At 30.7% G+C, this 14,012-nt stretch carries 17 protein-coding genes and 1 tRNA gene; 7 read left to right on the forward strand and 11 right to left on the reverse strand.

Annotated elements, in window-relative coordinates:
* The first annotated feature begins 9 nt into the window (after positions 1–9).
* The 6 genes from N1F78_RS11920 to N1F78_RS11945 all read left to right on the forward strand — a co-directional run bounded on the left by N1F78_RS11920 (position 10) and on the right by N1F78_RS11945 (position 4,403).
* Positions 10–930, forward strand: coding sequence for a type IX secretion system membrane protein PorP/SprF (locus N1F78_RS11920; RefSeq protein WP_406683382.1), 921 nt, complete (start codon positions 10–12; stop codon positions 928–930).
* An 11-nt stretch (positions 931–941) separates the two neighbouring features.
* Positions 942–2,906 (forward strand): OmpA family protein, encoded by a 1,965-nt coding sequence (locus N1F78_RS11925; protein ID WP_406683383.1) that lies wholly within the window; start codon positions 942–944, stop codon positions 2,904–2,906.
* Positions 2,907–3,013: 107 nt separating this feature from the next.
* A complete protein-coding gene (gene idi, locus N1F78_RS11930; RefSeq protein ID WP_406683384.1) occupies positions 3,014–3,556 on the forward strand; it encodes an isopentenyl-diphosphate Delta-isomerase in 543 nt (180 codons plus the stop codon).
* Positions 3,537–3,947 carry a 6-pyruvoyl trahydropterin synthase family protein gene (locus tag N1F78_RS11935; protein ID WP_406683385.1) on the forward strand — a complete coding sequence of 137 codons (411 nt, stop codon included), beginning with the start codon at positions 3,537–3,539 and terminating at the stop codon, positions 3,945–3,947. Before idi ends, N1F78_RS11935 begins: the two co-directional genes overlap by 20 nt.
* A gap of 52 nt (positions 3,948–3,999) precedes the next feature.
* Positions 4,000–4,269 carry a hypothetical protein gene (locus N1F78_RS11940; protein ID WP_406683386.1) on the forward strand — a complete coding sequence of 90 codons (270 nt, stop codon included), beginning with the start codon at positions 4,000–4,002 and terminating at the stop codon, positions 4,267–4,269.
* Positions 4,270–4,329: 60 nt separating this feature from the next.
* Positions 4,330–4,403, forward strand: a tRNA-Thr gene (locus N1F78_RS11945).
* Positions 4,404–4,474: 71 nt separating this feature from the next.
* Here N1F78_RS11945 and N1F78_RS11950 read toward each other — a convergent pair.
* Positions 4,475–5,173, reverse strand: coding sequence for a DUF4369 domain-containing protein (locus tag N1F78_RS11950; protein ID WP_406683387.1), 699 nt, complete (start codon positions 5,171–5,173; stop codon positions 4,475–4,477).
* 45 nt (positions 5,174–5,218) lie between these two features.
* On the reverse strand, positions 5,219–6,529 hold the full coding sequence (locus N1F78_RS11955; RefSeq protein WP_406683388.1) for a DUF819 domain-containing protein: 1,311 nt from the start codon (positions 6,527–6,529) through the stop codon (positions 5,219–5,221).
* Between the two features lie 534 nt (positions 6,530–7,063).
* Between N1F78_RS11955 and N1F78_RS11960 the strand changes: the two genes are divergently transcribed.
* A complete protein-coding gene (locus tag N1F78_RS11960) occupies positions 7,064–7,732 on the forward strand; it encodes a M15 family metallopeptidase (protein WP_406683389.1) in 669 nt (222 codons plus the stop codon).
* Positions 7,733–7,748: 16 nt separating this feature from the next.
* On the opposite strand, the gene N1F78_RS11965 is transcribed toward N1F78_RS11960, so the two are convergent.
* From N1F78_RS11965 to N1F78_RS12005, 9 genes are read right to left on the reverse strand one after another with little or no spacing between them, the layout of a single operon-like run.
* Entirely contained in the window at positions 7,749–8,252 is a 504-nt protein-coding gene (locus N1F78_RS11965) for a cupin domain-containing protein (protein ID WP_406683390.1), read from the reverse strand.
* Positions 8,253–8,254: 2 nt separating this feature from the next.
* Positions 8,255–9,496, reverse strand: coding sequence for a DEAD/DEAH box helicase (locus N1F78_RS11970; protein ID WP_406683391.1), 1,242 nt, complete (start codon positions 9,494–9,496; stop codon positions 8,255–8,257).
* Between the two features lie 41 nt (positions 9,497–9,537).
* Complete coding sequence (locus N1F78_RS11975) at positions 9,538–10,173, reverse strand: MOSC domain-containing protein (RefSeq protein WP_406683392.1); 636 nt, start codon at positions 10,171–10,173, stop codon at positions 9,538–9,540.
* 26 nt (positions 10,174–10,199) lie between these two features.
* On the reverse strand, positions 10,200–10,721 hold the full coding sequence (locus N1F78_RS11980) for a mechanosensitive ion channel domain-containing protein (RefSeq protein WP_406683393.1): 522 nt from the start codon (positions 10,719–10,721) through the stop codon (positions 10,200–10,202).
* 42 nt (positions 10,722–10,763) lie between these two features.
* On the reverse strand, positions 10,764–11,354 hold the full coding sequence (locus N1F78_RS11985) for a Maf-like protein (protein WP_406683394.1): 591 nt from the start codon (positions 11,352–11,354) through the stop codon (positions 10,764–10,766).
* Positions 11,354–12,262: a geranylgeranylglycerol-phosphate geranylgeranyltransferase gene (locus tag N1F78_RS11990; protein WP_406683395.1), complete on the reverse strand. Its 909-nt coding sequence runs from the start codon at positions 12,260–12,262 to the stop codon at positions 11,354–11,356. The genes N1F78_RS11985 and N1F78_RS11990 overlap by 1 nt, the downstream gene beginning before the upstream one ends.
* A complete protein-coding gene (locus N1F78_RS11995) occupies positions 12,263–12,580 on the reverse strand; it encodes a hypothetical protein (protein ID WP_406683396.1) in 318 nt (105 codons plus the stop codon).
* 11 nt (positions 12,581–12,591) lie between these two features.
* Positions 12,592–13,122, reverse strand: a complete 531-nt coding sequence (locus N1F78_RS12000; RefSeq protein ID WP_406683397.1) for a KdsC family phosphatase — start codon at positions 13,120–13,122, stop codon at positions 12,592–12,594.
* Positions 13,123–13,899, reverse strand: coding sequence for a Rossmann-like and DUF2520 domain-containing protein (locus N1F78_RS12005; protein WP_406683398.1), 777 nt, complete (start codon positions 13,897–13,899; stop codon positions 13,123–13,125).
* Positions 13,900–14,012 lie beyond the last annotated feature (113 nt).

The raw sequence follows: 14,012 nt of genomic DNA on the forward strand, positions 1-14,012 counted from the left end.
AATAAAGATATGAGTGCAAAGCATAGAGTATCAGTAATTACAATGTTGTTAGCTTTATTTATAACTTCTGTAAGTAATGCGCAACAAGACCCACAGTACACAGATTATATGTTTAACACATTAACTGTAAACTCAGCTTATGCTGGTTCTAGAGGTCACCTAACAGTAACGGGTTTGAATAGAACGCAATGGGTTGGTCTAGACGGCGCGCCGGAGACTCAATCATTTAGTGTAGATTCTCCAGTTGGTAAGAATGTTGGATTAGGGTTTTCTATTGTTAATGATAGAGTAGGACCATCAGATGAATTTTTCTTCGATGCTAACTTTTCATATACTATTCACCTTAATGATGAAAGTAAATTATCATTTGGTATAAAAGGCGGTGGTAGAATGTTAAATGTAGATTTTACTAAGGGAACTTATCAGCAACAAGAAGGTATTTTTCAGAATATTAATAATAAATTTTTAGCAACAATTGGTGCGGGAGTTTATTGGCATAACGAAGATGCTTATGTTGGTTTATCTGTGCCTAATTTTTTAACAGATGAGCATTATGATGAAGTTCAAGATGCTGTTGCTGCGGAACGATTACATTACTTTTTAATAGGTGGTAAAGTTTTCGATTTAAGCCCAAAAGTAAAATTTAAACCTGCTTTTTTAGGTAAGTTTGTAATTGGAGCGCCTATAATAGTAGATTTATCGGCTAACTTCTTATTTAGTGATACCCTAAGATTAGGAGCGGCTTATCGTTGGGATGATTCTGTAAGTGGATTGATTGGTTTGCAAATTACTCCGCAACTAATGGTTGGATATGCATATGATTTCACTACAACAGAGCTTCAAAATTTTAATAACGGAACTCATGAAATCATGTTGCGTTTCGAGTTAAAATCCAAGGAAAAACAATTAAAATCACCTCGATTCTTTTAAACCAAGTACTTATGAAAAAAATATTAATTATAACGGTTTTATGCTTATCTAGTTTTGCTTTTTCACAGAGCAGAATATCTAAAGCAGATAAATTATTTGACAAATTATGGTATAAAGAAGCAGCGGTTTTATATGAAACTGAGGTTAGAGCTTTGGAAGATAAAAGTTTTGAAAATGAAGAAGAATATAAAAGATTATTGCAAAGGGCAGGTGATGCCTATTTCTTTAACACAGATATGAGTAATGCTTATAAATGGTATGATAGATTAGTATCTGAATTTTATACAAGTGTTGAACCAGAGTATATTTTTAGATATGCGCATACCTTAGAAGGTATTGGTAAGTATAGAGATGCCAAACGTTGGATGAAAGAATTTTCTAAAAGAACAGAAAATAAAGACGATAGGTCTAAGCACTTAGATCAGGTAGAATTAACAGTTGAAGATGTATTAGATATTGAACCAAGATTTACTTTAAAAAATGTTTCGGTAAATACTAAATATTCTGATTTCGGACCTCAGTATTATAAAGATAAGTTGATATATTCTTCAGCAGTAGATTCTTCGGTGTTTCACACTAGAATTTATCATTGGAATGAGCAGCCATTTTTGAATATGTATGTTGGTAATCTTAATGAAATTGAATCTGATCTTAAAAATACGGGAGAGTTTTCAAAAGCATTAAATACAAGGTACCACGAGGCTACTTTGGCATTTTCACCAGATCAAACTAAAGTTTATTTTACCAGAAATAATTATAATGGTGATTTAGGTAGAGATAGCAAAGGAACAAATCATTTAAAGCTATATAGTGCAGAATTATTAAATGATGAAGAAGGGGAGTTAACCTGGCAGAATGTTAATGAATTACCTTTTAATAGTGAAGACTATTCGGTTGGCCATCCATCAGTAAGTGAAGATGGTAAACTACTATATTTTGTTTCAGATATGCCTGGCTCAATTGGAGCTACAGATATTTTTGTTGTTGACATTTTGGAAAATGGTTATTCTGCTCCAAGAAACCTTGGAGAAAAAGTAAATACTGCTGGAAGAGAAATGTTTCCTTTTATTACCAATAGTACTTTATATTTAGCTTCTGATGGTCATTTAGGTTTAGGAGGTTTAGATGTTTATCAAAGCAGTATTGTAGATGAAAATTTTGTAGCACCTCAAAACCTAGGAGCCCCATTAAATAGTGAGTTAGATGATTTCGGATTCATTATAAAAGAATTAGAAAATAAAGGTTTTGTTTGTTCTAATAGGTTAACTGGTAAAGGTGATGATGATATCTATTCTTTTGTTAGACTTCCAGAGCCTACTTGTGATCAATCCATAAGAGGCTATGTGTCTAATACCGTAACCGGAGAACGTTTATCTGATGTTAAAATGACTTTAGTTGCTGATGGCGAGGAACTAGAAAATACAACAACAGACTTAAATGGTTCTTACAAGTTTAAAAAGGTTTTAGATTGTAATACAAAATATACGGTATTAGCAGAAAAGACAGGTTATGCCAAAAGAGATAAATTAGCAAAGACTGAAGATAGACCAGGAGAAACGATTGTTGCTTTAGGTATGGAAACTTTAAACCCTTTAATTGTTGAAGAAGGTGGTTTGCTGAAAATTAAAATTGGTATTATTTATTTTGATTTAGATAAGTCTTTTATTCGTAACGATGCCTCAATAGAACTTAATAAGGTAGTCTTATTAATGAACCAGTATCCAAATATGGTTATTAAAATAGAATCTCATACAGACTCCAGAAACACACATGAGTATAATGTTGACCTTTCTGATAGAAGAGCAAAATCTACTAGAGATTATATTATTAGTCAAGGTATTGAAGCAAATAGAATTGAGAGTGCTAAGGGTTACGGCGAAGAACAATTGATTAATGGATGTAAAGACGGCGTTAAATGTACAGAAGGAGAACATCAACTTAATAGAAGATCAGAATTCATAATTATTAAAATGTAAATTTTAATAGATTTTATAATTTTAACAAGCACTTAATTTTTTAAGTGCTTTTTTATTTAATTTAGTTTAGTAGTGAAGTTTAATTTTGTTCGTATTTTTGTCTTACTATGATAGAAGAAAAAGTAATTCTTGTAAATGAAAATGATGAGCAAATAGGTTTAATGCCTAAAATGGAAGCTCATGAAAAAGCCGTTTTACACAGAGCCTTTTCAGTATTTATATTTAATGATAAAAACGAATTAATGTTGCAGCAACGTGCCTTAGATAAATACCATTCTCCAGGGCTTTGGACCAATACATGCTGTAGTCATCAAAGAGATGGTGAAACTAATATAGAAGCTGGTAAAAGACGTTTGCAAGAAGAAATGGGTTTTGTTACAGAGCTTGAAGAAACAATATCATTCATATATAAAGCGCCTTTTGATAATGGTTTAACAGAGCATGAGTTAGATCATGTTTTAATTGGTAAATACAATAATGAACCAAGTATTAATTTAAATGAAGTGGCTAGTTGGAAATGGATGGCTTTAGAAGATGTTAAAAATGATATTATTTTAAATCCAGATTTGTATACGGAGTGGTTTAAAGTAATTTTTGATAAATTCTATGAAAATATAAATGTAACTACACATGAGGGTAACAGTAAGTAGAAAAGCACATTTTAATGCTGCCCATAGGCTATATAGAAAAGATTGGAACGATGAAAAAAATCAATTGATTTTTGGTAAATGTAACAATCCGAATTTTCATGGACACAATTACGAGCTTATCGTTAGTGTAACAGGAGAGATTGATGAAGAAACCGGTTATGTTATAGATATAAAAATTTTAAGAGAAATTATTAAAGAAGAAATAGAGGATGCTTTCGATCATAAAAACTTAAATCTGGAAGTAAAAGAATTTAAAGAATTGAATCCAACTGCAGAAAATATTTCGGTTGTTATTTACAATAAAATCAAGCCAAAAATTAACCCTAGTTTAGATTTAGAAATTACACTTTATGAAACGCCAAGAAATTTTGTAACCTATTCTGGTCATTAATTTTTTTGTTGAAATATTTACCTATATTTAATTAAAATAAAACCTATTTAATATGCCTAGTAAAAGAGATTTAAAAAAAGACATTAATAATGTTTTAGGAGAGATTATTGGACAAGTATGTGATTGGGAACTTGAAAATACCGATAAAGACACTAAAAAAAGCGAAGCCATTATAGATGAAGCTATTGATACTTTTGATGAATTAATTGCAAAAGTTAATGTTAGAAATGTAGACAACGTAAAAGCTCATTTTAAATCTATAAATGCTGAATTAGAGACTAAAGGAAATGCATTATTAGATAAACTTAAAAAACTTGGGTAAATTTTTTATCGGAGTTCTTGTAAATTATAATAATGCTATTATATTTGCACCCGTTAAATCGCCGATGTAGCTCAGCTGGCTAGAGCAGCTGATTTGTAATCAGCAGGTCGTGGGTTCGAGTCCCTCCATCGGCTCTATAATAATAAAAAAGCCTTTCAGAAATGAAAGGCTTTTTTTATAAAAATTTTTAAGTTCAATATGCTGGTTATTGTTCTTCTTCTTTAATCTTTTTTATAAATGCTTCAAGTTCTTTACCGTATTTAGATGCTTTTACTTTAGGAGTAAGTGAATTATTTATAGTATCTAAAAGGTCTACATTAGCATTATATATTTCTGTAAGTGCTAGATAAGGAGCTACCTCACTATTTTTATTGTTTAATGCAAAATTTACAGTAAATAGATATTTTCTTTTTAAACTCCCATCATATTCATTTTGAATATCTTTTAGTTTAACAGAATCACCATCTTTTTGAGCATCAAAAGTTTCTTTTATTAATTCTAAATCTCTGTTTTTAAGTTTTGAAATTACCTTTTGGTAGTCTTCCATAACCTTTTGTTGTTCACTACCGTTTATTTTAGCATCAAAGACAAAGTTTTTAAGAGTAGTGTTTATTTCAGTGATACCTTTATCCGCAAAGAATGAAATTCTATCTTCTTTATTACTGTTTTTATCTAGATACAAAAAGAAAACCTCCGGAGATTCTAATGAGCTATATAATTCAAAATTGGGGTTGCCATTTACTACAACAGAATCTACTGTAGTTAAAGCAGTGTCAATTATTTTTTTTAAATAAACTGTCCCTTTTTTTAACCCTTGAACATGGGATTTAACTGTTAAATCATGTTTTTCTTTAGCACAAGAAAAGATTAATAAAGCTAAAGCTATAAATGCTATTTTTTTCATCAGAAATTTATTTGAGCGCAAATATCATAAAATAAAATTGAAAACCTAGCTTACTGAAGCCAATTCCATTAAAATGGTACAAGCTATTGCGGCAATGGTTCCTACGGCATATCCAAAAACTGCTAATAAAACACCTACCGTGGCTAATGAGGGGTGAAATGCAGAAGCCACTATTGGAGCTGATGCAGCGCCTCCTACATTGGCTTGACTTCCAACGGCCAGAAAGAAATAAGGTGCTCTAATTATTTTGGCCACAGTTAATAAAAGTAAAGCATGGATACTCATCCAAACAACACCAATGGCTATTAATCCAAGGTTATCAAAAATGAGAGTTAAATCCATTTTCATTCCTATTGAAGCTACCAGAATATAAATAAAAACACTTCCAAATTTACTGGCGCCCGCACCTTCATAATTTCTAGCCTTGGTAAAAGATAGAGCTATGGCTATTAAAGTAGATATACTTATCATCCAAAAGAATTTAGAGCCTAAAAAGGTAAAAATGTTTTTAGTGGTTTCATTTTCAATTTGAGAAACCATATTATCAAAAAACGGTGCCAGAAAGTTTGAGCTTAAATGTGCAAAACTCACCGCTCCAAATGCAATAGCGAATATTATCATTAATTCTGTTAAACTTGGATTTCGTTTTACTTTTTCAGCAAAAGTTGAGACCTTATCTTTAAGATTGTCTATAGATGATGTATCTGCTTTTAACCAAGCATTTATTTTTCTTCTTCTTCCTATTCCTATTAGTAAAATAGCCATCCAAATATTTGCTACTACAATGTCAACAAATACCATTCCTCCGTATAGTTTTTGATTATATCCATATATTTCCAACATAGCAGTTTGGTTGGCACCACCACCAATCCAACTTCCTGCTAATGTGGAAAGTCCTCTCCATACAGCATCAGGACCTGCGCCTCCAACCGTTTCAGGTGATATTAAGGATATTAATAAAATAGCTATAGGTCCTCCAATAACTATACCTATGGTTCCTGTAAAAAACATAATTAATGCTCTCCAACCAAGATTGAATACAGCTTTAAGATCAATACTCAAAGTCATTAAAACTAATGCCGCTGGTAATAAATATCTGCTAGAAACATAATATAAGTTAGAACTATATTCAATAATTTCACCAGATTCATTTGTGGTTTCCCAGTCTGGGGCTATTAACCCAATTGTTGTAAAAACTGCGGGAATCATATACGCCATAAAAAGCCCCGGAACAATTTTATAAAATTTACTCCAAAAACCAGAAGTTTTAGATTCGGTATAAAATATGAGCCCTAAGGAAATCATTAATAAACCAAAAACAATGGTATCATCTGTAAATAAAGGTTGGCTATTCATTAAAGTATATTTATGGTATATATCAATGCAATATAATTAAAATATAAGTAGATGGTTTTGTAGTTTGGCACGGTGATTGTATTATGTATATCAAAAGCAATTATATCAAGGTTTATTGAGTGGTTACTTTAAACTTTTTAATTGTATTTCATATTTTTGGTTGGTTAGTTAAAAAAAGCATCTTTCTTGGATGCTTTTTTTTGACTATATATTTACCTAAATAGGTGTTGGGAATTTAAAAAAACCGATGAAATGCATAAAAATTCCGATAAGTGTTAAAATTAAATGCATTTCATCGATTTAAATGGTTTTTTGTCGTGTAGATTGAAATATAAGTTTACTTTTGAAGTGTACTAAATAACACACTTTTTAGTTCAATGGATTAATTAATTAATATTTGCATTATGTTGTTGGTATAGAGACCCTAAATCTACATCATAGTAAAAAAGCAAATTAAAAAGAGACCGAGTTTGAGGGAACTCGGTTTTTTTGTGCCCTATATTTTCGCAACACTTTTTTCTCTAAATTAGCTGTATGATTAAACTAATTCTGAAATTTGTTTTTGGCCTTTATAGCGTATTATCTTTTGCGCAATTGCCAGATGGTTTTGTTTATGTTAGCAACGTAATACCTGATTTGGACATAGAATTAAGATATTTAACTGATAATAATTTTGTAGGTAGCCCAATTGATGGCTATTTAGAAAATAAGCTAATACTAACAAAAGAAACAGCCGAAGCGTTGAAGTTGGTAAATGAAGATTTAAAAAGCCACGATTTGTGTTTAAAAGTGTATGATGGGTATAGGCCACAGCGAGCTGTAAATCACTTTATACAATGGGCAAAAAAATTAAATGATACTGTAACTAAATCTATATTTTATCCAAATGTTAAAAAAATAGACCTATTTAAGGAAGACTATATAGCTTCAAGATCAGGTCATAGTAGGGGGAGTACTGTTGATATAACAATTGTTGATGTCAATACTGGAAACCCCATTGATATGGGTAGTTCTTATGATTTTTTTGGAAAGGAATCTTGGGTTAATTATAATGAAATAACCAAAGAACAAAAGGCCAATAGAATTTTTCTACAGGAATTAATGAAAAAATATGGTTTTACTGGTTACCCTAAAGAGTGGTGGCATTTTACTTTAATTAATGAACCATTTCCTAATACGTATTATGATTTTCTAATACAATAGTAAAATTCAAGAAGGGTTAAATTCTTGTAAGTTTAGTAATAATCTTAGAATGTTGTGGGAATTTTGAAATTAAAAATTCTCTTTCAGGAAGTTCAAAATCTTTAAAATCAAAACCAGGTGACACAGTACAACCAACTAATGAATAATCATTTGGCTTAACAACTTCAGATGCAAACCAGTCTCTTGCATTTACAGTAAATTGAGGTACTTCCCCCGCTTCTATATTATTACCTATAATGACACTTGAGTACTCTTCTTTATCTGTAATAATATGAAGTTTTAAAGGTGACCCTTTATAAAAATGCCACATCTCATCTTGTTTAATTCTATGAAATGCAGAAAAGGTATTAGATGTTAGTAAGAAGTAAATACCTGTAGAAAAATTTCGTTTTCCAGAAATATCATCATCTAAATCATTTTCAGAAATTAGTCCTTTACTTCTATACGTTTCCTTATAAAAACCACCTTCTGGGTGTGGTTGCATATTGAGGGTTTTAGCAATGTTTTCAGCTTCAGTCATAATTAATACCAACGTTTTTTCTTCTTTTTTGATGCAGCACTTTTACGCCCTTTTTTATGCTTACTGCCTGTTTTTTTTGATTTATGAATTATTGGTTTTGCTTTAGGGTCTAAGGGATATGGATGATCTTCAACAATGTCAAGTTGCAATTGAATGAGTTGCTGAATTGATTTTATATAATTTTTTTCATCAGCTGAACAAAGTGAGTGAGCCATCCCACTATTACCTGCTCTAGCTGTTCTTCCAATTCTATGCACATAGGTTTCAGGTACATTGGGTAAATCAAAATTAATTACAGCATCTAAATCATTAATATCAATTCCCCTAGCGGCAACATCTGTAGCAATTAAAATATTAACGTCTGCTTTTTTAAACCTGTTTAGTGCTTCTTGTCTTGCTGTTTGACTTTTGTCTCCATGAATACTATCTGCTTTATAACCGTTTTTAAGAAGTGTTTTTTCAAGTTTATCGACACCAAATTTTGTACGTCTGAAAATGATGATATTGCCTTTAATTGTATTTCTTAACAAATGAAGACATAACTCAATTTTATTCCTTTTTGGAACATAATAGAGTAATTGGTTAACATTTTTAGATGTAGAAGAATTTTGCGCCACTTCTATGCGTTCTGGTTGTTTTAAAATGGTGTTTGCAAGCTCTTCAACTTTAATAGGAATAGTAGCCGAAAACAGCAAGATTTGCTTTTCCTTAGTACATAGACGTTCAATTTTATTTACATCATCAATAAAGCCCATGTCTAGCATTAAATCGGCTTCGTCTAAAACTAAAGTCTCTACAAAATCTAAGTTCACTACATCTTGTTTATGCAAGTCTAATAATCGTCCTGGTGTAGCAATTAATATATCAACTCCTTTTTTTAGAACTTCTTTTTGGGGCTCAATGGAAGCGCCTCCATAAATAACGGTACTTCTTAAATTTGTGTAAGTAGAATACGTATTAAAATTTTCTTGAATTTGAATAGCTAATTCTCTGGTGGGGCTTACAATTAGGGCCCTAATTTTTTTGCCCTTTTTAGGGGCGTCCTGTCTATCAAACAACTGTTGTAGAATAGGTAAAGCAAATGCAGCCGTTTTACCAGTACCTGTTTGGGCAGATACTATAACATCTTTTTTACTTATAATTAGAGGAATAGTTTTTTCTTGTACAAGAGTAGGGGCGTTATAACCTGCCTCTGCAACAGCTCTTAGTATAGGTTTGTTTAGTTGTAAGTCTTTAAATGACATTAAAAATTAATTTGAAACAAATATAAAATAAAGTAAATAGCCTAACTCAAGAAAGATTTCAACTTATTTCTTTTTCGTTGTGGTAAAGCGTTATTATTTATTGCTAAGTCAATATGGGACTTGTTTTTGTCTTTATCGAATAATAATTTGAATAATTGAGCTGTTGTTAAGCTCTTTTCTGGTCGCTCTACTAGCTTGAATTCATCACCAGATTTTACATAACCCTCTTCTATAATTCTTACGTAAGTTCCTGGGAAACCATGTGCTATAAATTGTTTTAATACATTTTGATTGCCAAACTTGTACCCTAATTTAAAACAAGGTTCACGTGGTTGGGTAACTTGCACCAAAGCATTCCCAACTTTGTAAATATCTCCTATAAAGATTTCATTTTCATTTAAACCAGAAACTGTTATGTTTTCTCCAAACATACCCCATTTCCAATCTAAATCGGGATACAAGTTTTTCCAGTAACTATATTGATTTTCTGAAAATATATAACAGGCTTTAAACTCACCTCCATGATTTTTTCTATCGGTAATTTCATCACCCTTAACGTCGCTCTTTCCCAAGAAAATAGATTGGTTTGTTGGAGTCTTATATATGCCCGTAACCACCTTATTTCCATTCCAAATAATGGTTTTGGGTTTAGCGATATTTGTTGAGATTATTTTCATTTGTTTTTTGGAATAAGAAGAATGTTTTAATTTTCTTCATGAATAGCATCCTTTTCAATTAAAGTTACTGGTTTTTGAAGAATTAAGCTATTAGGATAGGTAACTAAATCTCCATTTACTAATCTTAAATGTAAATGAAATGCTCCAATATCTTCAATAATAGCTTCGGTTGGCAAATCATTATCATGAATTTTAATTTTATCACCAACTTTATAGGGATATGAGAAGAATAAGATAATGCCAGAAGTTACATTACTTAAAACAGACCAAGCTGCAAATAAGGCAATGCCTAGAATAGCAAATACAGATGAAAAAATAATAGCAATATCTTCAAATTTAACCCCAAAAACAAAGGCTTCAATTAAAATTCCTGTTAAAAATAAACTAACTGTAACATATTTACAGATAAGGTTTATTCTTGCTTTTATAATCCCATTTTTTTTACCTATTTTTTTTATGATAAGTTTGGTGAAAAAGCTTATTAAAAATAAGACACCAATGACAAATGAAGTGATAATCAGTTCACTTTTATAAGTTTCAAAAAACATAGTTCTGTTCTTAAAAGTTTTATTATAAATATACGTTTCAAATTACAATTCAGCCATTTCATTTAACGTTTTATAAACAAGATGAATAGGGAACCCCATAACATTAAAATAAGAACCCTCAATTTTGGTTACACCAATTTCACCAATCCACTCTTGAATGCCATAAGCACCTGCTTTATCATAAGGTTTATAGGTGTTTATATAAAACAAAATCTCCTTATCAGTTAATTCTTTGAATGTAACTTTGGTAATGTTATGTAATGTTTTTTCATAGTTTTTAGAGGTAAAACATACTGATGTAATCACCTCATGTGTTTTGTTGCTTAGAGATTTCAAGATAGCGTAAGCTTCATCTTTATCTCTTGGTTTTCCTAGAGCCTTACCATTATGCCAAACAATGGTATCACTAGTAATTAAAATATCCTTGTCTTTTAAATCATCTTTAAAGGGTAGTGCTTTAAGTTGTGCTAGATAATTGCTGATTTCAAAATGCGTTAACCTATCTGGATATTCCTCTTTAACAGGTTTAAGTCTAATTTCGAAATCTAAACCTAAGTTTTTAAAAAAAGCTTGTCTTCTAGGAGAACCCGAAGCGAGAATAAGATGATGGTTTTTTAGTTTTTCGTTGAGCATTAAAAAGTAAACTTGTATAAAAGTACAGAAAGCATTCCAAAAAGCATTACTAGTTTTAATAAGTTACTTATATGATAATAATCTTTTTTGCTTTTGGCATTAAAAACTTTTATTGAAATATAAATAGAAGGCGCCCATAAAAGCATAAGAAAATAAATAACGGCGATTTGGTTCTGGTATAGCTCATAAACAATATAATGCGCAATTCCTAAAACGGGAATAAGAGATAAAGCAAATAGAATATTAGAAGTTCGTTCTCGACCTATAGCTATAGGTAAAGTATTCATTCCAGCTTTATAATCACCATCAATATCTTCAATGTCTTTGGCTATTTCTCGTATTAAATTAATGATAAAGGCAAATATGGCATAATCTAAAACAATCTTAAAATAAACTAATTGTAATTGTTGATTTAAAGGCGTAATATTAGGAAGTAACTCAAAAACGCCAACAATTAATACGCTTAAAGCTACGAGTATTGAAATTACAATGTTGCCAATTAACAACGTTTGTTTTAAATAACTAGCATACACATAAAGTAGAGCTGAAATAATTACGAATAACGAAAAGAAAGCACTTTTACCTACTATGTGAGACAGGTAATATCCTAATCCAACACCAACAATATTTAGAACAATAAAGAGGTTAAACGCCCATTTTTCAGATATTGATTTGCCTACTATTACTTTTTCTGGCTTGTTTACTAAATCGGTTTCAATATCATGAATGTCATTTATAATGTTGCCAGCTGCGGCAATAGAAATGGTAGCTAAAATTAAAATGAAAATGCCAATAGTATCTAAAGTAGTATGAGCTCCAAAAGATTCTAAAAGTCCATATTTTATTAGTAATTGCACTAAAGCAATCATTAATAGGTTTTTCCAACGGATGAGATTAAGGAAGTTCATTTAAGGATTAGCCATAATTTTATTAATTATAAAACTTATGAAAAGTAAAACTAGAATAGTTATAATTGAAGAAATAATTACAGTTTTTTTAAACCTGCTACCTTCATCTTTTCGTATCTTATTTTTTATAATTTCTTTTTCAGTTTTAGATAAAGCTTTGTGTGTAAAATCTAGCTTAAAATTAGAATGAGTTTCTTTGTTAAGTTTTTCTTTAAGTGTAGAAAATGCTTTTTTTGAACTTTGGTTGAAAATACTTTGGTTATTCCCAAAGCCAATGTAACCAAAACCAGTGTTATGTCTTCTTTTGTTTCTAGTCAATAGATTTCAAATTAATCATATTTAGCATTAAAATTTCCATTCCATTTATCATGAACCTTTAGTACTTGTTCTATAACATCACGTACCGCGCCTTTACCACCACTTTTATGAGAAATATATTTTGAAACACCTTTTATTTCTTGAACAGCGTCTTGTGGGCAACAAGGTAAACCCACCAATTTCATTACTGGGTAATCAGGTATGTCATCACCCATATATAATACATTTTCTAATTTTACGCTTTTGTTATTTAAGTATTCATTTAGCTGATCTATCTTATTATGGGCCCCAAGAAAAATGTCTTTAATTCCTAATCCGGTTAAACGCTTTCTAACCCCTTCATTAGAACCACCAGAAATGATACATACATTAAATCCGGCATCAACAGCAGTTTTTAAGGCGTAACCATCTTTAATATTCATTGTTCTTAGCATTTCTCCATTGGTCATTATGGTTACGGTACCATCTGTTAAAACACCATCAACATCAAAAATAAAGGTGTTAATGTGCTCTAGGTATTCTTTATAACTTTTGTCTTCCATTTATTTACTTTTATTCCTTACAGAACCATGTGTGCGTTGAATAGATTCTGTGAGTAGGTTGTATATATCTTTATGATGTTCATTTTTTAAAGCCTTTATCTGTTTTTTTAAAGTCTTTTGGTCATTACGTTTTGCGGGCCCTGTTTGAGCTAAATAGGGAGAGGTTTCCTGAACCTTTTTTGCGGTTTCTAAAATTAAAGGCTTCAATAAATCAAATTCAGCGCCTTCACTTTCTGTAATTTCATGTCCAATACGGTATAGTTGATTGGTGAAATTATTCACATAAACGGCTGCCAGATGCAATACTTTACGTTGTTCACTATTTACTTTTTTAGTTGGGCTACCAATAGAAATGGCTAATTCTTTTAATGTGTGATAGTAAGGTTTATCAACTGTTTCAATACAAATAGGAACGTTTTTAAAATCTAATTGAGCCGTTTTGCTAAACGTTTGTAGTGGATAAAATACACCTCGTTTTTGGTTCTTATCTAAATCATGAACACTAACACTACCTGAAGTGTGTACCACCAGTTTATCTTTAAAAGGTAATTGGGAGGAAAGTTCTGAAATAGCATCATCACTTACAGCTAAAATGTAAACATCGGCATCTTTAAGTTGATTTAAATTATCTATAACATCAACTTCATTTTTATAAATATCTATTGACTTTAAACTTCTGTTGTACCATTGCACCACAGAAACATTTTCAGATTTGCTAAAAGCTTTATATAAATGTGTTGCTACATTACCGGCACCAAGAATAGTTACTGAAATCATATTGCTAAAATACTAACAATTGTGAATTAGGGATTAGTAATTATGAATTTTTGATATGGCTGTCAAATAGTGGTTAATTGTATCTGACGTTGTGTTAATTCTAATTTGCAATT

Origin of the sequence: Seonamhaeicola sp. MEBiC01930, assembly GCF_045277075.1 — a bacterium.
Taxonomy (GTDB): Bacteria; Bacteroidota; Bacteroidia; order Flavobacteriales; family Flavobacteriaceae; genus Seonamhaeicola.